We start from the raw sequence: 21,119 nt of genomic DNA, 5'->3' as shown, positions 1-21,119 counted from the left end.
GCCGCGAACGAGCCCGCATCCGCAGCGAACGCCACCAACGCTGGGGCCGACCACGAGCAGCCTGACCAACCCGGCGAACGTTCGTGGTCAGCGCACTAGGCGCCCGCACAGCTGCACGCTACGTCGTCGAGTCGTCTCCGGCCACGGACATAACGGGGCAGATCGTCGATCCGGTGATGGAGGGTCACCAAGCGCGTCGCTGTTCGTCTAGGAGTGGACTACCCGCAAACGAAGGTTGTTCACCCGCGAGCATCTCGAGAGCGCTTGGAGCAAGCTGCAATCCGTCGGACTGGCCGGAACGGCTTCGGTGTAGTCGGAATTGGCTTTCCGGTCGGCTAAGACACTTCAAGCGGTGGGGCTCAGCGGCACGTGCCAGGTGATCGTGGTGCCGGTGCGGGGTGACGAGGTGATCTCGCAGCCGCCGCCCGCGGCGAGGGCGCGTTCCTCCAGGTGCCGCAGGCCCCGTTTGGCGACACCGCGCGGGATGCCGCAGCCGTCGTCGGCGACTTCGAGGTCCAGCCGGTCGGGGGTGCGGCGCAGCGCGATGCCGACGTGCCGCGCGCCCGAGTGCCGCACCACGTTCGACAACGCCTCCCGCAGCGCCGCGCGGGCGTGGTCGGCCAGGTCCGCGGGGACGTCGCCCACCTCGCCCTCGACGCGCACCTCCGGTTCGAACCCCAGCAGCTCGCCCGCCGTGCGTGCTTCGGCCAGCACCGAGCCCTTGAGGTCGACGTCGGCGGGTTTGCCCGGATCGGCGCTGCGCAGGGCCCGGACGGTGGCGCGGACCTCGGCCATGGTCTGGTCGAGCTGGTCCACGCAGTCGGCCAGCCGGCGCGCCTCCCGGCCGTCGAGCTTGAGCCGCCGGTCGAGCAGGTCGAGCTGCACGCCGGTCGCGTACAGCCGCTGGATGATCACGTCGTGCAGGTCGCGGGCGATGCGCTCGCGTTCCTGGTAGACCGCGATCCGCTGCCGCGCGGTCGACCCCTCGGCCAGCACGACCGCGAGGCCCGCCTGCGCGGCGAACGCGGCCAGCACCTCGACGGTGTCCTGGCTGAACGGCTGCGCGCCCTTGCGCCGGTACACCGCCAGCGCGCCGATCCTGCGCTCCTTGGTGCCGAACGGCGCGACCGCGAACGGGCCGTAGCCGCGCAACGCCTTGGGCACGAACGGCGCGGTGCGCGGGTCGGTGGTGAAGTCGGCCGCGACCACGGGCACGCCGGTCCGCGCCGCCCGTGCCGCCGACGAACGGCTCGACAGCACGATGCCCACCGGGTCGACGTCGCCGGAGGACGCCTCGACGGTCAGCGTGCCGTCGTCGGCGGTGACCATGGCCAGCCCGAGGTCCGCGCCGGCGAGTTCGACGGCGCTGCGCACCACGAGCGGCAGCACGGCGTCCGGGTCGTCGCCGGCGAGGGCGGCCGAGGTGATCTCGGTCGACGCGGCGAGCACGCGGGCGGGGTCCACGGTGGTCAACGGTAGGCCCTGACCCGCGTCCGCCCCGCGGCGACGTCCAGCACCAGGTCCGCGCGGTCGGCCTCACCCGGCCGGTGGGTGATGTGGATGACGGTCTTGTCCCGCAGCACGTCGTCCAGGCGCGCCAGCAACGCGGCGGCGGTCGGCTCGTCGAGGTGGGCGGTCGGCTCGTCCAGGAGCACGAGGTCGGCGTCGTAGAGCAGGGCGCGGGCCAGCGCGACCCGCTGCGCCTCACCGCCGGACAGCAGCGTCGGGCCGATCACGGTGTCGAGGTCGAGCCGGACGCCGGCGACGTCGAGTGCCCAGCGCAGCCGTTCGTCCTCCGCTCGGGGGTCGCCCAGCCGCAGGTTCTCGCGGACCGTGGTCGAGACGAGCATCGGCTCCTGCGGGCACCAGGCCACGCGGTCGGGCCGCCACACCAGCCCGCGTTCGGGTTCGAGGAAGCCCAACAGCAACGCGAACAGGCTCGACTTGCCCGCTCCCGACGGTCCCACCACGGCCACCTTGGCGCCGGCGGGTAGGTCGAACGACACCCGCTCCAGCGCCGGTTCCGCGCTGCCCGGCCACCGCACCGTGACGCCTTCGAGCCCGACCGCGCCGCCGACCGCGCCCTGCTCGACCCGTGCCGTCGACGGGTCGGCGGGCCGATCGGCCTGCTCGACTACCCGGCCGTACGACTCGCGCAACGCGGCCCGGTGCTGTGCGGCGGTGGGCAGCGCGCCCAGCACCTCCGCCAACGCCAGCGGCACGAGGCCGAGGACGGGCACGAGCAGCGGGTCGACGCCGCCGGCCAGGCCGATGCACACCGCCGACGCCAGGCCGGTCGTCAGGTGCACGATGCCGATCGCCGCGCCCGCGCCGAGGGCCTGGCGACGGGCCTGCCGGGCGAGTTCGGCGTCCTGGCGGGCCAGGTCGGCGCGGACCTCGCGGTCGGCGCCGAACGCGATCAGGTCGGGTGCGGCGGTGAGCAGGGTCAGCACCTGCTCCGACACGTGCCGCCGTCCCCTGGCGAGGACGGCCGTGGCACGGCGTTCGGTGAGCACGGCGACGACCGGCGCCAGCGTGCCGCCGACGACCAGGGCGACGGCCAGCGCGAGGCCGGCCACCGGTTCGATCAGCGCGAACAACGCCACCGCCGCGGCCGACACGCCCACCGCGATCAACGGCGGTTGGAGGACGCGGGGGACCAGGTCGCGGACCGTGTCGACGTCGTCGACCAGGCGGGTGAGCTCGGCTTGGCCGGGCCGGAGCCCGCGCCACAGCCGGACCCGCAACGACTCGGCGTGGCGGAAGGCGGCGTCGTGCGACACCAACCGCTCCAGGTACCGGAGCACCCCCTTGGCCAGCGCGAACGTCCGCACGCCCACCACCAGCACGGACAGCGTGAGGATCGGCGGCTGGGTCGCCGCCTTCGCGATCAGGTAGGCCGCGAACGCCGTCAGCGCCACACCGCTCGCCGACGCCGCCGCGCCCAGCAACGCCCCCGCCAACAGCCGCCGGGTCGGCCGGGGCGACCGCGCGACGGTCGACCGGTCGCCTACCGGCTGGACCGCCCGAGCCGCCGCCACCTCCTCGGCCTGCTCACCGACCAGCCGGTGGGTCGCCAGGACGACCGCCGCACCGTCAGCGGCGGCCTGGTGGACCGCCGCCATCACCTTCGCCGCCGTCGCCGGGTCGAGGTGGGCGGTGGGCTCGTCCAGGAGCAGCACCTTCGCGCCGTCCCGCACCCGCGTCAGGGCCCGCGCGACCGCGACCCGCTGCCGCTCCCCGGTCGACAGCTCCGCGATCGGCCGCGCCACCAGGTGATCCGCCGCCACCGACGCCAACACCTCGTGGTCGACCCGCCCCGCGGTCAACTCCAGTTCGTCGGCCACCGTCCGCCCGGCGAACGCGGGCCGCTGCGGCACCCAGGCGATAGCCGACCGATCAACCGCAACGGACCCGCCATCCGGCTCCACGAACCCCAGCAACACGGCGAAGAGCGTCGACTTGCCGGCCCCACTGGGCGCGTCCACCCGGTGGACCTCCCCGGGCCGCACTCGGAACCCGACCCCATCGGGCGCGAACCTCCCCCGCCGCGACACGCGGAGATCGCGAACCTCCACCCCCTCGACCGGCCTGGCCTCCCCCTCGGCCAGGACGGGCGCCCACCCGCGCTCGCGCGGCTCGGGGATCTCCGCGACCCGCCGCACGGCCTCCACCCCGTCCTCCGAAGCGTGGTGCGCCGCACCGGCCGCCCGCAGCGGCAAGTAGCACTCCGGCGCGAGGATCAGCACCACCAGGCCCGTGACCAGCGTCATCTCCCCCGACACCAGCCGCAGCCCGATCCCCACCGCGATCAACGCCACCGACAGCGACGCCACGATCTCCAGCACCAGCGCCGACAGGAACGCCACCCGCAACGTCCCCATCGTCGCCTTCCGATACCGCTCGCCCACCTCCTGGACGGCCGACGCCTGAGCCGCCGCCCGCCCGAACGCGGTCAGCACCGGCAGCGCCCGCACCAGCTCCGCCAGCCGTCCCGACAACCGCTCCAGCGCCGACGCCGCCGCGGCCACCCGCGCCGACGTGAACCGGCCGATCAGGATCGCGAACACCGGGATCAACGGCAGCGTCACGGCGATCAGCACGGCCGACGTCGGGTCGGTGAAGAAGATCCACCCGCCCACCGCCACCGGCACGACGGCGGTCGTCACCAACGCCGGCAGGTAGCGGGTGAAGTAGGCGTCCAGCGCGTCCAAGCCTTTGGTCGCCAACACCGCCAGCGACGCCGGCCCCCGCGCCACGATCCACGACGGCCCGAGCCCCAGCGCCCGGTCCAGCACCGCCGCCCGCAGCTCTTCCTTCGCGCCCGCCGCCGCACGCGCCGCCACCGTCTCGGTCGCCCACGCGAGCAGCGCCCGCACCACGACCGCGCCCGCCAGCACCCACAACGACCCGCCGGTCACCAGCGCCGACGCCAGCGCCACCGCCTGCCACACCAACGCGCCCGCCGTCAGCGCGGCCAGCACCGCGCACCAGGCCAGCGCCCGGCGCGCCGAACGCGAGAGCGTTGGCAGCGCGCCGAGCGGGCCTTTCCCCGGCTTCTTGGCGGAAGGGGCTCCGGGGAAGTTCACGGCACGTGCACCTGAGGGATGTGCCGGGTGCCGATCCGCTTGCGGAACACCCAGTACGTCCACCCCTGGTAGACGAGCACGGCGGGTGTGCCGAACGCGGCCACCCACGTCATCACGGTCAGCGTGTACGGGCTCGACGCGGCGCCCGCCACCGTCAGCGACCACGCCGGGTCCAAAGTGGACGGCAGCACGTTCGGGTGCAGCGCGCCGAACAGCGCCGCGACCGTCGCCGCCACCACGACGCCCATCAGCGCGAACGCCTGCCCCTCACGCCGCAGCACCAGCCGCCCGTACGCGCCCAGCGCCGCCAGCGCGACCACGGTCGACGCGCCCCACGTCCACGCCGACCCGAACCGCAGCTGCACGGTCAGCAGCAGCACCAGCAGCGGCAGCAACGCCACCGGCGCGACCTTCAGCGCCAGCGCGCGCGCCCGTTCCCGCACGTCACCCTCGGTCTTCAGCGACAGGAACACCGCGCCGTGCACGAACGCGTACCCGGCCACCGCCACCGCGCCGAGCAGCGTCTCCCACCGGATCGAGGCGAACGGCGAGCCGACCCGGTCGCCGGCGGCGTCCAACGGCATCCCGAACACCGTCGCCGACAGCAGCAGCCCGATCCCGAGCGCGGCCGTCCACGACCCGGTGACGATCACCCGGTCCCACACCCGCCGCCACCGCGCCGAGTCGACCTTCCCCCGGTACTCGAACGCGACCCCGCGCCCGATCAACGCCAGCAGGAACAGCACCAGCGGCAGGTACACCGAGCTGAGCAGCGCCGCGTACCAGGCGGGGAACGCGGCGAACGTGGCGCCGACCGCGACCAGCAGCCACACCTCGTTGCCGTCCCACACCGGTCCGATGGTGTTGACCAGCACCCGCCGCTCGGCGTCCGACCGCCCGAGCACGGGCAGCAGCATGCCGACGCCGAAGTCGAACCCCTCCAGGAACAGGTAGCCCAGCCACAGCAGGGCGATCACGCAGAACCAGAACGTCTCCACGGCTCCCCCTCTCAGTAAGCGAACGTCAGGACGTCGTCGTCACGCGACTCGGCGTCGTCGTCGGGTTTTCGAGCCGGCAGCACGCCCGCGATCCCCGCGCGGACGTACCGCCGGATCAGGAACACCTCGACGCACGCCAGCACCCCGTAGACGAGCGTCAAGGCGACCAGCGACGTCAACACCTCCCCCGGTGTCGACGACGACACGGCCCGCGCGGTGAACATCCACACCCCGTCCACCCCGCTCGGGTTCGGCACCACCACGAACGGCTGCCGACCCATCTCGGTGAAGATCCAGCCGAAGCTGTTGGCCAGGAACGGCGTCGCGATGCTGCCCAGCGCCAGCCACTTGAACCACCGGCCGCGCGGCGTCCGACCACCCCGCGTGAGCCACAGGACCAGCAGCCCCGCGCCGACCGCGAGCCCGCCGAACCCGATCATCAGCCGGAACCCCCAGTAGGTGACCGGCAGGTTGGGCACGTAGTCGATCGGCTTGCCCGACAGCTCGCCCAGCTTCGGGTCGACCGGGTAGTTGGTCCCGTACTTCTCCTGGTACAGCGGCACCAGGTCCTCGATGCCCTTGACCTCGGTGGTGAAGTCGTTGTGCGCCAGGAACGACAGCAGCGCGGGCACCGTGACGCTCTTGACGTTCTCGCAGTCGGGCCGCGACACGTCGCCGAGCGCGAACACCGAGAACGCGGCGGGCGACTCCGTGTGGCACAGCGCCTCGGCCGCCGCCATCTTCATCGGCTGCTGCTCGAACATCAGCTTGCCCTGCATGTCGCCGGTGATCGCGAGCCCGGTGAACGCCGCCACGCCCACCCACGTGCCGAACTTGACCGACGCGCGCCACACCGGCCCGTCGTCGCTGCGCCGCCACAGGTGCCACGCCGCGACGCCCACCAGGAACGTGCCGGCGACGGCGAACGCGCCGAAGATCGTGTGCGGAAACGCCGCCAGCACGGTGTTGTTGCCCAGCACCGCCCAGATCGACGTCAGCCGGGGCCTGCCGTCGACCAGCTCCACGCCGACGGGGTGCTGCATCCACGAGTTCGCGGCCAGGATGAAGTACGCCGACGCGATCGTGGCCAGCGAGAACGCCCACACGCAGGCCAGGTGGACCTTCTTCGGCAGGCGGTCCCAGCCGAAGATCCACAGCCCGAGGAACGTCGACTCGACGAAGAACGCGACCAGACCCTCCATGGCCAGCGGCGCGCCGAACACGTCGCCGACGAAGCGCGAGTAGGCGCTCCACGTCATGCCGAACTGGAACTCCTGCACGATGCCGGTGACCACGCCCATGGCGAAGTTGATCAGCAGCAGCTTGCCCCAGAACTTCGTCATCGCCAGGTACTTGCGGTCACCCGTGCGCACCCACGCGGTCTGCATCCCGGCCACCAGCAGGGAGAGCCCGATGGTCAGCGGCACCATCAGGAAGTGGTAGACGGTGGTGATGCCGAACTGCCACCGTGCCAGGTCGAGGACGTCCACGGCTCGAACCTAGGTCCGAGCCTGGGGTCGTGCTCAGGTACGACGGTCCCCCACGACCCGGGACCAAGGTCCCGGGTGCCGTCGCGGAGTACCCGTTTCGGCCGGTCCCGACGTAGGGTCAGCCGGCTCGTCGTGACCTTGGGGGGACATCATGTGGCGGCTTCTCGCGCTGTGCGTCGCCGTGCTCACCGTGCTCGGCGCTCAACCGGCCGCGGCACAGGCCGATCCGACCCCTCCGGTGGTCCAGGGCGGGGTCGAGGAGCTGGGCGGCACGTTCGTCCCGACGGCGCCGAAGCGGGTGCTGGACACGCGCGACGTCGGCGGCCCCGTGGGCCCGCGCCAGGCCGCGGTGGTCGACCTGGCGCCCCACCTGCCCGCCTCGGCGACGACGGTCGTGTTCAACCTGACCGGCACCGAGCCGACCGCCGCGACGCACGTCGAGCTGTCGCTCGGCATCGTGCCCTGGGGCTCCTCGAACCTGAACCTCCAGGCCGGGGAGACGAGGGCCAACCTGGTCACCTTCGAACTGCCGCGCGGCGCGCGGAAGATCCACCTGTACAACAACGCGGGCACCGTGCACCTGATCGCCGACCTGGCGGGCTACTACACGACGGACGAGGCGTCGCGGTTCACCACGACGTCGCCGACCAGGGTCCTGGACACCCGCGTGGGCGCGCCCGTCGGCCCGCGGGCGACCCGTGAGGTGGACCTGTCCGCGCACCTGCCCGCCTCCGCGACCGCGGTCACGTTCAACCTCACCGGCACGGAGCCGACCGCCGCGACGCACGTGATCGCGCACGCGTCGGGCACGGCCAGGCCCGTGGTGTCGAACCTGAACCTGGCGCCCGGCCGGACCAGCCCCAACCTGGTCACGGTCACCGTCGGCGCCGACCGCCGGATCAGCCTCTACAACAACGCCGGGAACACGCACCTGCTCGTGGACCTGGTCGGCTACTACGCCACCGACCGCGGCCACCGGTTCTTCCCCGTCCAGCAGATCCGGACCGTCGACACCCGCGAGACCGGCGGTCCGGTGCCCGCCGGCGGGACCAGGGTGGTCGAGCTGGCCACCCGGATCCCGGAGTCCGCGGCCGCCGCCGTGCTGAACCTGACCGGCACCAACACGACCGACGCCACGCACGTCTCCGCGTACCGGACCGGCACCACCCGCCCGGCCACGTCCAACCTGAACCTGACGCCCGGGCGGGACACCGCGAACGCCGCCGTCGTCGCGATCGGCGGCGACGCCCGGATGACGCTCCACAACCACGTGGGCTCGACCGACCTGGTGGTCGACCTCGCGGGCTTCTTCGCCACGCCGCCGGGGTGCGCCGCCGACTGCCTGTACGCGTGGGGCGACGGCTACGGCACGACACCCGGCCGACGTCCGTGGCTGTCCGGCGTGACCGCCGTGGACCAGGACGGCGGTCACGCCTTCGCGGTCAAGTCCGACGGCACGGTCTGGGCGTGGGGCGGGCACGGGTACGGCGAACTCGGCACCGGCGCGATCGGCGGCGGGTCGTCCGTGCCGCTGCGGGTGCGCGGGCTGAGCGGTGTGACGGCGGTGGACACGGGCGGCGGGACGACGTACGCGCTGAAGTCCGACGGGACGGTCTGGGCGTGGGGGTCGAACGGCAAGAAGCAGATCGGCCCGGACGTGCCCGACCTGTCGGCCGTCCCGGTGCGGGTGACCGGCGTCTCCGGGGTGACGGCCGTGGCTGCCGGGTACGGGGTGGCGTACGCGCTGAAGTCCGACGGCACGGTCTGGGCGTGGGGCGACGACGCGGCAGGCGGCCTGGGTGACGGCGTCTGCCCCACTGACCACTGCCCGCCCGGCACGCCGGTGCGGGTGGCGCTGCCCCTGCCCGGGACGACCAGGATCACCGCGATCGCGGCGGGTGACGGCCCGACCGGCTACGCGTTGCGCTCCGACGGCACGGTGTGGGCGTGGGGGCGGGACAACTTCGGCGAGACCGGCACCGGCGTGCCGCCCGGCACCTCGATCGGCCCCACCCGGGTCGTCGGCCTGACCGACGTGGTCACGATCGCCGCCGGCACACAGATGGCCTACGCGGTGACCGCGGACGGCCGCCTGTGGGCGTGGGGCGACGACGAGTGGGGCTCGCTCGGCCTCGGGACGGAGTGCGCGGGTCCCGTGACCGACTGCCGGTCCTCCGTCCCGGTCGTGGTGCCCGGGCTGACCGACGTCGTCATGGTCGAGAGCTACCAGTGGGTCACGTTCGCCGTCCGGTCGGACGGCACGGTGTGGGGGTGGGGGCGCAACGACGCGGGCGGCAACGTGGGCAACGGCACGAGCGGCCGCTGCTACGACTCGCCCCGGCCGGCGGAGTGCCGGGTGAGCACCCCGGTTCGGACCGCGCTCACCGGCGCGTCGGCCATCGCGGCCAGCGGGGCGAGCGGGCAGCTGGCGGTCGTGCCGGGCTAGTGCGCACGGTCACGTCCAGGGCAAACAGGTCCGCGGGGTACGATGTGGACGCCAGAGGGGAGTAGTTCCCCCGGGTCACCACGACCGGGGCGAGAGGATCGACATACTGATCCGCCTTGCGCGGATCCGGTCCCTCACCCGTTCTCGCGAACGGGCGAACGAGACCTCCGGCCGGGCAGTGCACCACGCCCGGTCGGGGTCGTGCTGCCTCCGTCCGGGTTCACATCGGACGTCGGAGGTACCCGTGGCACCTGAACTCATCGCCCTGGCGACGGCTTTCGCCATCGTCTTCCTGGCCGAGCTGCCGGACAAGACCATGGTCGCCACCCTCGTGCTGACCACGAGGTACCGGGCGTGGCCGGTGTTCGCGGGCGTCACGGCGGCGTTCGCGATCCAGTGCGTGGTGGCCGCGACGTTCGGCGGCGTGCTCACCCTCCTACCCGATCGAGTGGTCGCCGGTGTCGTCGCGGCACTGTTCGGCGTGGGCGCGTTCCTGCTGCTCAAAGAGGGTTTCTCGAAGGACGAAGACGGTACCGACGCCTCCGCGAACGGCCCCGGTCAGGTGACGTTCTGGCGTGCCGCGCTGACCTCGTTCGGTGTCCTGTTCGCCGCCGAGTGGGGCGACGCCTCCCAACTGGCGACCGCCGCCCTGTCCGCCCGCTACGCGAGCCCGGTGTTCGTGGGCCTGGGCGCGTTCCTGGCCCTGGTCACCGTCGCCGCCATCGCGGTCCTGGTGGGCCGCAAGATCGCCACCCGGATCCCGACGCACCTGATCCAGCGGGTGAGCGGCTTCGTGTTCGCCGCGTTCGCCCTGGTCGCCCTGTGGCAGGCGGTCGGCGGTTGACCACAGGTCCCTGACGAGCACGTTTTAGAAGTGCGAGTTGTCGCGCGGCGTCCCGCTGTTCTACGGCGACTTCGACGAGCGCGACGTGGAGATCGCCCAACGCGCCTACCCGGGCCGCCGGATCGTCCTCACCGAGGAGGGCCACCTCGAAGTGCACCCCGGCGAACCTCGGCCGGGCTGATCACGCGGCCTGCTCAGGAGGCGTCGGCGCACCCGCGTCAGCGCAACGCGTCAGCGACCTCCTGAGCCGCCCGCACCACCTGCGGCCCCACCACGTCGCCGTCCAGCTTCTCCAGGGCCACCACGCCCACGCTGGCCCGCAGTCCGGGCACGCCGCGCACCGGCGCCGCCACCCCGAACGCGCCCGGCTGCAGCTCGCCCGTCGAGTGGACCCACTGCCTGCCCTCCGGGGACAGCCCGATGGCCTTGCCCGCCGCGCCCCGGTGCACGGGGTGGCGCGACCCGACCCGGTACGCCACGTGGTACGCCGTCCACGACGGCTCGACCACGGCCACCGCCTGCGCCTCGCTCCCGTCGGCCACGGTCAGGTGCGACGTCGCGCCCACCGCCTCCGCCAACGTCCGCAGCGCGGGCTGCGCGGCCAGCCGCAACTGCGGCAGCACGTTCGACGCCAGCCGCAGCACGCCGAGCCCGAGCCGCACCTTCGACCCCTCGCGCCGCACCAGCCCGCGCGACTGCAACGGCACCAGCAGCCGGTACACCGCCGCCCGCGACGCGCCGATGGCCGCCGCCAGCTCGCTGATCGACGGCGCCTCCGACTCGGCGTCGGCCACCGCCTGGAGCAGGGCCAGGCCCCGCTCCAGGGTCAGCGAGCTCTCCTTGGACGCGGGCGCCGGCAGCCGGCCGCGGGGATCGGGTCTGACCACGCTCTACCTCTCGTCGGCGGGCGCGACCGTGCCGACCACCTCGGCCAGCCCGACGACCGAGCCGCCCTCGCCCGGAGCCGTCGCGGTGATCCGCACCGTGTCGCCGTCCTCCAGGAACGTCCGCTCGCCGTCGTCGAGCAGCACCGGCTCCTGCCCGCCCCAGCTCAGCTCCAGGAAGGAGCCGCGCTCGTCGCGGGCCGGGCCGGACACGGTGCCCGACGCGATCAGGTCGCCCGGCCGAACGGTAGCGCCGTTCACCGACAGGTGCGCGAGTTGTTGCGCGAACGTCCACGACATCTCGCGGAACGGCGGCCTGGACACCACGGTGCCGTTCCACTCGACCTCGAGGTCGATGTCCAGGCCCCACGACCGGTCCTCGACCAGGTACGGCAGCACGTCGTTGCCCAGCGGCGGCGGCGACACGCGGGCCACCGCGAACGCCTCCAGCGGCGTGATCCACGCCGAGACCGACGTGGCGAACGACTTGCCGAGGAACGGGCCGAGCGGCTGGTACTCCCACGCCTGGATGTCCCGCGCGGACCAGTCGTTGACCAGCGCCACGCCGAACACGTGCTCGACCGCCCGCGACGGCGTGAGCCGCGACGCGACCGGCCCGCCGCAGACGAACCCGACCTCGGCCTCGATGTCCAGCCGACCGGTCGGCCCGAACACCGGACCGGCCGACGACCGCCGCTGCCCGTGCGGGCGGACGATCGGCGTGCCGGACACGACGACCGTCCCGGCCCGGCCGTGGTAGCCGACGGGCAGGTGCGTCCAGTTCGGCAGCAGCGCCTCGCCGTCGGGCCGGAAGATCCGGCCGACGTTCTCCGCGTGGTGGCGCGACGAGTAGAAGTCCACGTAGTCGGCCACGGTGAACGGCAGCACGGCGCCGTCCAGCCCGACCAGCTCCGCGCCGCGCGGCGCCGACGTGGCCGAGACGATCTCGACCAGCCGCGCCCGCAGCTCGCTCCACGCGGGCCGCCCGGCCGCCAGCAGGGCGTCCAGCGTGCCCGTGGCGACCAACGGCTCCAGCCGCTGACCCAGGGACAGCCCCCGCAGCAGCAGCGCCTGGTCGCCCACCCGCACCGCGACACCGCCGGGCACGAGGACGCCGTAGGGCAGCGTCTGCGGCCCGAACGGCTCGTCGGCGGTGAACGCGGGGTCCTCGATCCAGCTCACAGCAGACCCAGCTCCTCCAGGTCGGCGATCGGCTCGTCCAGCGAGCATGACCCGTAGGAGGCGAACACGCCGCGCACGGCGTGCGCGGCCTGGTCGGACAACCCGTTGGCCTCTTCGCCGAGCGCGACCGCGTCCGTGCTGGACAACGCCTCGCGCACGTCGCCGCCGGACAGCGAACGCGCGGTTGCGACGAGCAGGTTGAGGAACCCGTGGTGGGTGAACCCGGTTTCGCCGTCCGTGTGCCGCACGGCGTGGTGCAGCCCGGCGGTCGCCTTGAAGGCCACGCCGCCGCTGCTCACCACGGACAGGAAGTCGGCGACCTCGTCCACGCTGGGGAAGTTCTCCTTGCTGACCCCGCCGCAGCGCAGCTTGGGCCAGCTGCCGTGCTCGATGACGCGGCGCACGCCGTCCAGCCACTCGGCGCCGCCCCGGCGGGGCTCGACGACGCGGATGACGTCCTCGGGCACGAACTCCGAGACGCGTTCGAGCCAGACCTCGTCCACATCGGACGGGGCCGGCATCTCGACCATCCGCAGCGCCAAGAGCTCACTGCGGGACTCGACGATCGACACGGCCTTGGGCACACCTCCCAGACCCGTGTCGATGACCAGCGACAGGGCCACCGGCTTGACCGGCTTGACCTTGATCAACTCGGTGATGAGCTCGGCGAGTCGCGACGCGGGGCACAGGAAGAGACCGACCGCACCGGCCCATTCCCCGGCACGTGCGTCGAGGTGGCCGCGGACCGCGTCGGGCATGGAGGCGTTGCCCGGCGGGAACAGTGCGGCGTCGTCGACAAGCCTCGCGAGCAGGGGCGGAGTGCCGCGGGGACCGGGCGCACGGAGTTCGAAGGCGCTTGACACGGCTGACACGCTAGTGGCGTACCGGTCAATGAACAAAGATGTCCGACTATCGAACGCCCGGAGTGAACCATGGCGTACTACCGCCAGGTGGGTGAGATCCCCCGAAAGCGTCACACGCAGTTCCGCACGCCGGAGGGCGGGCTGTACGCGGAAGAGCTCATGGGGGTCGAGGGCTTCTCGGCCGATTCGGCGCTGCTCTACCACCGCCACCTGCCGACCGCGATCGTCGACGCGGTCACCGTCGAGGAGACGCGCGGCGCGTTGACGCCGAACCTCCCGCTCAAGCCGCGGCACTTCAAGACACCGGCGCTGACCTGGGACTCCTCCGACGTCGACGCCGTCACCGGCCGCCGCACGCTGTTCGGCAACGCCGACGTGGTCATCGGTTTCGTCACGGCCACCGCGCCCAGCCCGCTGTACCGCAACGCGGCCGGCGACGAGCTGCTGTACGTGCAGTCGGGTGAGGGCGTCGTGGAGACGATCTACGGCGCGCTGCCGGTCGCCGAGGGCGACTACGTGGTGCTGCCGACGTCGTGCACGTACCGCGTGGTGCCTTCCGAGCCCATGAACATCCTGGTGCTGGAGGCGACAGGACACATCGGACCGCCGAAGCGGTACCTGTCGGCCAAGGGCCAGTTCCTGGAGCACTCGCCGTACTGCGAGCGCGACCTCCGGGGGCCCGCGGAGCCGTTGCTGGTCGACGGCGAGGACGTCGAGGTGCTCGTGCGGCACCGCGCGGGCCTCACCCGGTTCACCTACGCCAACCACCCGTTCGACGTCGTCGGCTGGGACGGCTGCCTGTACCCGTGGGTGTTCAACATCCGCGACTTCGAGCCGATCACGGGCCGCGTGCACCAGCCGCCGCCCGTGCACCAGACGTTCGAGGGGCCGAACTTCGTGGTGTGCTCGTTCGTGCCGCGCAAGGTCGACTACCACCCGTTGTCGATCCCCGTGCCGTACAACCACGCGAACGTGGACTCGGACGAGCTGCTGTTCTACGTCGGCGGGAACTACGAGGCGCGCAAGGGCTCGGGCATCGGCCTGGGTTCGCTGTCGCTGCACCCGTCGGGCTGCACGCACGGGCCGCAGCCGGGCGCGGTCGAGGCGTCGCTCGGCGTGGACTACTTCGACGAGACCGCGGTCATGGTCGACACGTTCCGGCCGCTGGACCTCGGCGAGGCCGCCGTGGCGTCCGAGGACCCGAAGTACGCCTGGTCCTGGGCACGCCGCGGGCCTGACCTGGGTTGATCGACTCATTGTCGGTGGGGCCCTCTAACGTCTGCCGGCATGGACGCACAAGCGCTTCTGGAGCAGGCCCCGGACGGCCAGGTGGCGAGCAGCGCCACCCGGCTGGCGGGGTCCTCCGGCTGGCAGGGGACGGGTCGCAGCGACACCGCCCTGTGGGGTCTGTGCAAGGGCAGCGGCAAGAACCCGTACCAGGTGTGCGTCGACCTGGGTGACCGGGCGACGAAGTGCTCGTGCCCGTCGCGCAAGTTCCCGTGCAAGCACGCGTTGGCGTTGCAGCTGCGGGACGTGCGCGAGCCGTTTCCCGTGGCGGAAACGCCCGACTGGGTGACCGAGTGGCTGACCCGCCGCAACCGCGCCGCCGCCGCTCCCGCAGCTTCGGACGAGTCGCCGGAAGCGGTCGAGCGGCGGGCCAAGGCCAAGGAGAAGACGGCCCTGGCCAGGGAGAACGCGGTGCGCGCGGGCGTCGCCGGGCTGACCGACTGGCTGGGTGACGTGGCCGGTGCCGGGCTGGCCGGACTGCCCGCGCGTGACGCGGCGTGGTGGCACTCGATCCAGGCGCGGATGGTCGACGCGCAGGCCAAGGGGCTGGCGTCGGCGGTCGACGAGGTGCGCGGGATCGTCGCGGCGGGCGGGCCGCGGTGGGCGCACGACGCGGCCGACCGGTTGGGCGGGCTGCACCTGTTGGCGCGGCTGTCGTCATCACCTGATCCGGTGGTGCGCCGCCGGTTGGGCTTCTCCGTGGCGGAGGAGGAGGTGCGCGCCGGGGCCGGCTGGTCGGACCAGTGGGCGCCGTTGCTGAAGGTGGAGAGCGACGACGGCCTGGTGCGAACCGTGCGGCAATGGGCGTGGGGGCGCTCGCACGGCTGGGTGGTGGCGGTGCGCCATGCCGGGGGCGGCGCCCGCCCCGTGCCGCCGTTGACGCACGGGGTGCAGGTGCAGGGGGTGCTGCACCCGTATCCCGGCGTCCCGCCGCACCGGGTGGCGGTGGGCGAGCTGCTGGTCGAGCGGCAACCGGAGCCGGTGCCGGCGCCTTCGACGTGGCGCACGGCCCTGGCCGGCCTGGAGGAGTACCTGAGAGCCGACCCGTGGCAACGCCTCCACCCGCTGGGGTGCGCGTCGGTGCGCGTCACCGAGGACAGCAGGCACCTGGTCGACGAGGAAGGCCGCGGCCTCCCGGTCCGGAGTGACGTGGCCCTGGACCAGGCGCTGGCCCTGACCGGCGGCGCCCCGTTCGACGCGTGGGGCCTGTGGAACGGCCGCGAACTGCGCCTGGGCGCGGTCGCCACGCCAGGCGGAGCACCGGAGGTAGTGGGATGATCACGCAGGTCAGGCAGTACCTCCAGCAACACGATCGGGTGATCATCGCCCGAAAATGTACGGAAACACCGTTACCGCACCTCGGTTGCAAACGAGGAACCGCGACCCACCAACCCCGACCCGACCGCCACCACCCCGACCACCACCCTCACCCCGGCCATCTTCGCCCCATCGGCCGCCGCCCCATCGGCCGCCGACCCGACAGCCTCCGCCCCGACCACGACCGCCTCACCACCACCCCGCACACTCCAACGACCACCCCACCTCCGACCCGCCGGCCGACCCCGACCAATCCGGCGACGCCGAACACTCCCGCGTGGACTCTGGCGAACACCCCGGCCGACCCGACCGCGATCGGCGGCCGGCCATGACCCACCAAGCCGAATGGGACGAGGCCGTCCAAGCGGCCCTGATCGGCGCACACCGCGCGGGCACGACGCCGACCGCCCTGCTGGACCGCGTCGCGGCCCTGGGCGTAGCCGCCCACGGCGCCCAGCTCCCGCCGCCCGTCGACACCCCGCCGCTACCGGCCGCCCCCGCGTCCGACGACGTCCGCGCCCACCCCGCCGCGAGGTCCGTGCTGGTCCAGATCCTGGCCCTGGACGACCAGGTGCTGCTGACGGAGTGGTGCGGCATGGCGAAGGCGGCACGCGTCGTCGCCGACCACCGCGAACTGCCCGCGTTGCTGGGTCTGGGCACCGCGCACCCCGGCCTGCGCCCCGCCGTGTCGGCCGTCCTCGGCGCTCGCGGCCGGTGGCTGGCGGCCATCCGCCCGGCCTGGGCGTGGGCGTCGACCGGCGCGGTCGCGGAGGAGATCGACCTCGACCAGGCCCTGGACCTGCCCGGCACGTCGCGCCTCGCCGCCCTGCGCCGCGCCCGCAACCAGGATCCGGCGAGAACGCGCGCGTTCCTGGCCGCGCAATTCGAGGTCCAACGCCGTGCCACCGACCGTCAGGTGCTGGTCAGCGCCCTGGAGGCGAACCTCGGTCCGGACGACGAACCGTTCCTCGAACGCGCGTTGGACGACCGCGCGATCGGCGTCCACGACGAAGCGTTGCGGCTGCTGCGAACGCTGCCGACGTCCGACCTCGCCGGACGCGCCGCCGAACGCCTCCACCGCGGCCTGTGGCTGACCGCGGACGGCTTCGACGTGCAGACCGACGAGCTGTGGGCCGAGACCGCGCCCGAGCCGGACGAGGCCCGTGACCTGCTGAAAGACGGTTCCGAGGCCGGTGTCGCGGGTCGGTTGCGCGGCGCGGCGGCGAGCGTGCCGCCGCAGCACTGGACCAGCCGGCTCGACACCGACGACGAGGGTGCCGCCGCCGAGCTCGCACGCGGCCCGTGGGCGAGTTCGCTGCTGCGCGGCGTGGCGCAGAACCTGAAGCTCGCCGACGACGCCCGGCCGTGGGCGGTCGCGGCGACCCGGTCGCTGACCGGCATGGAGCAGTTGGAGATGCTCGGCGGCCTGCCCGCCGAGCTGGCCGCGCGCACCGTGGTCGAGGTGTCGCGCCAGTGGAACTACGACCTGCTCGACCACGCGTGTTCGCAGTTGCCCGCGCCGTGGGGCGCGCAGGCCACCGCGGACCTGCTCGACCGCTACGCCGGGATGCGCGACCCGAGGTGGCGCGCCGGCCGGCCGCCCGCGGTGCTGCTGGCCAGGGGTGACGCCGAGGTGCTCGGCGCGAACTGGGCCCGCATCACCGAGCGCTGGCCCGAGCACACCGTCGAACTCGACGTCCTGCGCCTGCGGATGCAGCTGCGCGAGGCGTTCAACCACCGGGAGGAAAGCCAGTGACCACCGAATCCGTGCTGCGGCCCGCCGCGGAACAGCAGTACGCCGCCGAACTCGCGGCCCTGGCGGCGGCGGACGACCGGCCACGCCCGCCGCGGTGGCGGATGTCGCCGCAGGCGGTGGTCACCTACGTGCTCGGCGGCAAACTCCCGGACGGCACCGTGATCACCCCGAAGTACGTCGGCGACCGGCGGCTGGTCGAGGTCGCCGTCGGCACGCTGGTCACCGACCGGGCGTTGCTGCTGGTCGGCGTGCCGGGCACGGCGAAGTCGTGGCTGTCCGAGCACATCGCGGCGGCGGTGAGCGGCAACTCGATGCTGGTCGTGCAGGGCACCGCGGGCACGGGCGAGGACCAGGTCCGCTACGGCTGGAACTACGCGCGGCTGATCGCCGAGGGGCCGTCCGAGGCGGCGGTCGTGGCGAGCCCGGTGATGACGGGGATGCGCGAGGGTGCGGTCGTGCGGGTGGAGGAGCTGACCCGGATGCCCGCGGAGGTGCAGGACTCGTTCATCACGATCCTGTCGGAGAAGACGCTGCCGATCCCGGAGCTGGGGATCCAGGTGCAGGCCGTGCCCGGGTTCACCGTGATCGCCACCGCGAACGACCGCGACCGCGGCGTGAACCAGATGTCGTCGGCGCTCGCCCGCCGGTTCAACACCGTCGTGCTGCCGCCGCCCGCAACGGAGGACGACGAGGTGGAGATCGTGTCGGCGCGTGCCGCCCAGCTCGGTCGGGCGTTGCAGCTGCCCGCCGAGCCGCCGGCGTTGGAGGAGGTTCGCCGGGTGGTGCGGATCTTCCGCGAGCTGCGCAACGGGTCCACTGTGGACGGACGCACGCAGCTGAAGAAGCCGAGCGGCAGCCTGTCCACGGCGGAGGCGATCTCGGTGGTGACCAGCGGCATGGCGTTGGCCGGGCACTTCGGCAGCGGCACGATCACCGCCGACGAGTTGGCGTCCGGGCTGCTCGGCGCGGTGGTGAAGGACCGCGTGTCGGACACGGCGGCGTGGCAGGAGTACCTGGAGGCGGTCGTGAAGGAGCGCGCCGAGTGGCGTGACCTGTACCGGGCGTGCCAGGACATGGTGGGCTGATGGCGCGCGACCAGCCTTTGCCCGATCGGGTGACGTTGCTCGGCATCCGGCATCACGGTCCGGGTTCGGCGCGCATGGTCGCGGCGGCGTTGGCGGCCGTGCGGCCGGAGGTGGTCCTGATCGAGGGACCGCCGGAGGGTGACGCCTTGTTGCCGCACGTGCCGAACCTGACGCCGCCGGTGGCGTTGCTGCTGCACGACGAGGCGGAGCCGGCGCGGGCCGCGTTCTGGCCGTTCGCCGAGTTCTCGCCGGAGTGGCGGGCGATGACGTGGGCGCACGCGAACGGCGTTCCGGTGCGCTTCTTCGACCTGCCGGCCGCCGCGTCCCTGGCCGAGCCCGACGCCGACTCGGACGCTCCGGACTCTCCGGATCCGACCGACACCACACCGAAAGCGTCGCTCGACCCTCTCGGCACGCTGGCCGAGGCGGCGGGGTTCGACGACCCGGAACGCTGGTGGGAGGACGTGGTCGAGCACCACATCGACCCGCGGGACCTGGCGGAGGCGGTCGCGGAGGCGATGGGGGCGCTGCGGGAGGAGTTCGCCGACCAGGTGGACGCCCGCACGTTGCGGCGGGAAGCGGCGATGCGGCAGAACGTGCGGCAGGCGTTGAAGGACGTCGAGGGCCCGATCGTGGTGGTGGCCGGCGCGTGGCACGTGCCGGCGCTGCGCACGCTGCCGCCCGCATCGGTCGACGCCACGGCGCTGAAAGGCTTGCCGCGCAAGAAGGTCTCGGGCACGTGGGTGCCGTGGAGTCACGGTCGGTTGGCGGCGTCGTCCGGTTACGGCGCGGGTATCGCTTCGCCTGGCTGGTACGCGCACTTGTGGGAGTGCGCCGAGCGCGGTGACGCCTTGCCGCGCTGGTTCGCGAAGGCGTGCGCGGTGTTGCGGGCGGAGGACTTGCCCGCGTCGACGGCGAGCGCGGTGGAGGCGGTGCGGCTGGCGGACGCGTTGGCGGCGATGCGCGGGCGGCCGTCGCCGGGGTTGTCGGAGGTGATGGAGGCGTCGCTGGCGGTGTTGTGCGGCGGTGACGCGACTCCGCTCCGCCTGGTGCACGAGCAGTTGGTGGTCGGTGAGCGGTTGGGCGAGGTGGGCGACGACGTCCCGACGTCACCGCTGGCCGCGGACTTGGCGCGGTTGCAGCGCCGGCTGCGCATGCCGGCCAGTGCGGCGATCAAGCCGATGCGCTTCGACCTGCGCAAGGACACGGATCGTGAGCGCTCGAAGTTGTTGCGGCGCTTGGAAGTTCTCGACGTTCCCTGGGGCACGCCGGACACGACCCGGACGTTGGGCACGTTCGCCGAGGCGTGGCAGTTGCACTGGCGGCCGGAGTTCGCGGTGGCGTTGGCCGTCGCGGCGCGGCACGGCACGACGGTCGAGGCAGCCGCCCGAACGGTGCTGATCGCCCGTGCCGCGGCGGCCACCCGGGTGGTCGACGCCGCCGAAGCCCTGAGCCAGGCGGTGGGGTGCGAGATCCCGGAGGCCGTCGCCGCGTCCCGCCAGGCGCTGGACCGCTGCGCCGCCGCGACCGACGCCCTGGAACTCCTGGCCGCCCTGCCGGACCTCGCGACCACCGTCCGCTACGGCTCGGTGCGCGGCACGGACCCGGAGTTGCTTCGCGTCGCGCTGCACGGATTGCTGGCCCGGGGCGCGGTCGGCCTGCCGCTCGCGTGCCGCGGCGTGGACGAGGACACGGCGGAACGCGCGGTCAAGGCGGTCGAGGGCGCGGACGACGCCGTCCGCCTGGCGGCCGACGACGAGCACCGCGACACGTGGCAGCGCGCGCTGAAATCGCTGGTCGCGATGCCCGACGCGCACGGCCTGCCGACCGGCCGCGCGACGCGCCTGCTGTGGGAAACGGGTGCGCTGGACTCGGACGAGGTCGCCGCCCGCCTCCACCGCGCGGTCTCGCTGGCCGCCGGCGCGACCGCGTTCGTGGCGGGCTTCCTGCGCGGGTCAGCCGCCCTGCTCACCGCCGATCCGCGCCTGTTCGGCGTCGTGGACGAGTGGCTGACCGGCCTGTCGGGCGCCGATTTCGCCGCCGCGCTGCCGCTCCTGCGCCGCGCGGTGGGTGATTTCAGCCCGGCCGAGCGTCGGATGCTCGGCGACCGGGTCAAGGGCACGACGGCGGGCGGTGCGGTGGCGTCGAGCGACTGGGACGAGGAGCTCGCGGCACGGCTCGTCGGTCACGTGCGCGATCTGCTGGGGGCCAGCGCGTGACGCAACGCCCAGGGCCGTCACGCCAGCGGGCGTCACGCCGGGGCCGTCAGGCCGGGGGACCAGGCCGGGGGACCAGGCCGTCGCGGGGAGGCGGTGGGCGGGCCGTGGGGTGGGGATTGCGGGCCGTCGGAGGGCGGTGGGTGGAGGTCGGCGGATGGG

General features: G+C 73.5%; 15 protein-coding genes. 8 read left to right on the top strand and 7 right to left on the bottom strand.

Annotated elements, in window-relative coordinates; genetic code table 11:
- Positions 1–345: 345 nt before the first annotated feature.
- From ADK67_RS03275 to ADK67_RS03260, 4 genes are read right to left on the bottom strand one after another with little or no spacing between them, the layout of a single operon-like run.
- A complete protein-coding gene (locus ADK67_RS03275) occupies positions 346–1,473 on the bottom strand; it encodes a GAF domain-containing sensor histidine kinase (protein ID WP_053714881.1) in 1,128 nt (375 codons plus the stop codon).
- A complete protein-coding gene (gene cydD / locus ADK67_RS03270; RefSeq protein ID WP_053714880.1) occupies positions 1,470–4,589 on the bottom strand; it encodes a thiol reductant ABC exporter subunit CydD in 3,120 nt (1,039 codons plus the stop codon). The genes ADK67_RS03275 and cydD overlap by 4 nt, the downstream gene beginning before the upstream one ends.
- Positions 4,586–5,587: a cytochrome d ubiquinol oxidase subunit II gene (gene cydB / locus ADK67_RS03265; protein ID WP_053714879.1), complete on the bottom strand. Its 1,002-nt coding sequence runs from the start codon at positions 5,585–5,587 to the stop codon at positions 4,586–4,588. The genes cydD and cydB overlap by 4 nt, the downstream gene beginning before the upstream one ends.
- An 11-nt stretch (positions 5,588–5,598) precedes the next feature.
- Positions 5,599–7,077 (bottom strand): cytochrome ubiquinol oxidase subunit I, encoded by a 1,479-nt coding sequence (locus ADK67_RS03260; protein ID WP_053714878.1) that lies wholly within the window; start codon positions 7,075–7,077, stop codon positions 5,599–5,601.
- 151 nt (positions 7,078–7,228) lie between these two features.
- Here ADK67_RS03260 and ADK67_RS03255 point away from each other — a divergent pair, with 151 nt between their 5' ends.
- The 3 genes from ADK67_RS03255 (at position 7,229) to ADK67_RS50390 (ending at position 10,548) form a co-directional block, all read left to right on the top strand.
- The gene (locus tag ADK67_RS03255) at positions 7,229–9,523 is read left to right on the top strand and encodes an RCC1 domain-containing protein (RefSeq protein WP_053714877.1); all 2,295 of its coding nucleotides are present in this window, start codon (positions 7,229–7,231) and stop codon (positions 9,521–9,523) included.
- A 244-nt stretch (positions 9,524–9,767) separates the two neighbouring features.
- Positions 9,768–10,367 (top strand): TMEM165/GDT1 family protein, encoded by a 600-nt coding sequence (locus ADK67_RS03250; protein WP_053714876.1) that lies wholly within the window; start codon positions 9,768–9,770, stop codon positions 10,365–10,367.
- A 37-nt stretch (positions 10,368–10,404) separates the two neighbouring features.
- Positions 10,405–10,548 carry a hypothetical protein gene (locus ADK67_RS50390; RefSeq protein ID WP_157619871.1) on the top strand — a complete coding sequence of 48 codons (144 nt, stop codon included), beginning with the start codon at positions 10,405–10,407 and terminating at the stop codon, positions 10,546–10,548.
- Positions 10,549–10,585: 37 nt separating this feature from the next.
- Here the strand turns inward: ADK67_RS50390 and ADK67_RS03245 are convergent, their stop codons facing one another.
- The 3 genes from ADK67_RS03245 to ADK67_RS03235 are packed head-to-tail and all read right to left on the bottom strand — an operon-like array spanning position 10,586 to position 13,296.
- Positions 10,586–11,254: an IclR family transcriptional regulator gene (locus ADK67_RS03245; protein ID WP_053714875.1), complete on the bottom strand. Its 669-nt coding sequence runs from the start codon at positions 11,252–11,254 to the stop codon at positions 10,586–10,588.
- A gap of 3 nt (positions 11,255–11,257) precedes the next feature.
- On the bottom strand, positions 11,258–12,433 hold the full coding sequence (locus tag ADK67_RS03240) for a fumarylacetoacetate hydrolase family protein (protein WP_053714874.1): 1,176 nt from the start codon (positions 12,431–12,433) through the stop codon (positions 11,258–11,260).
- A complete protein-coding gene (locus tag ADK67_RS03235; RefSeq protein ID WP_197289254.1) occupies positions 12,430–13,296 on the bottom strand; it encodes a hypothetical protein in 867 nt (288 codons plus the stop codon). Before ADK67_RS03235 ends, ADK67_RS03240 begins: the two co-directional genes overlap by 4 nt.
- Positions 13,297–13,365: 69 nt before the next feature.
- Between ADK67_RS03235 and ADK67_RS03230 the strand changes: the two genes are divergently transcribed.
- The 5 genes from ADK67_RS03230 (at position 13,366) to ADK67_RS03210 (ending at position 20,960) form a co-directional block, all read left to right on the top strand.
- On the top strand, positions 13,366–14,544 hold the full coding sequence (locus ADK67_RS03230; protein ID WP_053714872.1) for a homogentisate 1,2-dioxygenase: 1,179 nt from the start codon (positions 13,366–13,368) through the stop codon (positions 14,542–14,544).
- Between the two features lie 39 nt (positions 14,545–14,583).
- Positions 14,584–15,861 (top strand): SWIM zinc finger family protein, encoded by a 1,278-nt coding sequence (locus tag ADK67_RS03225; RefSeq protein ID WP_053714871.1) that lies wholly within the window; start codon positions 14,584–14,586, stop codon positions 15,859–15,861.
- A gap of 367 nt (positions 15,862–16,228) precedes the next feature.
- Complete coding sequence (locus ADK67_RS03220; RefSeq protein WP_053714870.1) at positions 16,229–17,656, top strand: DUF5691 domain-containing protein; 1,428 nt, start codon at positions 16,229–16,231, stop codon at positions 17,654–17,656.
- Positions 17,653–18,741, top strand: coding sequence for an ATP-binding protein (locus ADK67_RS03215; protein WP_053714869.1), 1,089 nt, complete (start codon positions 17,653–17,655; stop codon positions 18,739–18,741). The genes ADK67_RS03220 and ADK67_RS03215 overlap by 4 nt, the downstream gene beginning before the upstream one ends.
- Entirely contained in the window at positions 18,741–20,960 is a 2,220-nt protein-coding gene (locus ADK67_RS03210) for a DUF5682 family protein (protein WP_053714868.1), read from the top strand. Before ADK67_RS03215 ends, ADK67_RS03210 begins: the two co-directional genes overlap by 1 nt.
- Positions 20,961–21,119 lie beyond the last annotated feature (159 nt).

Source organism: Saccharothrix sp. NRRL B-16348, assembly GCF_001280085.1.
Lineage (GTDB): Bacteria > Actinomycetota > Actinomycetes > Mycobacteriales > Pseudonocardiaceae > Actinosynnema.
This window is presented reverse-complemented; position numbering and strand designations above follow the sequence as displayed.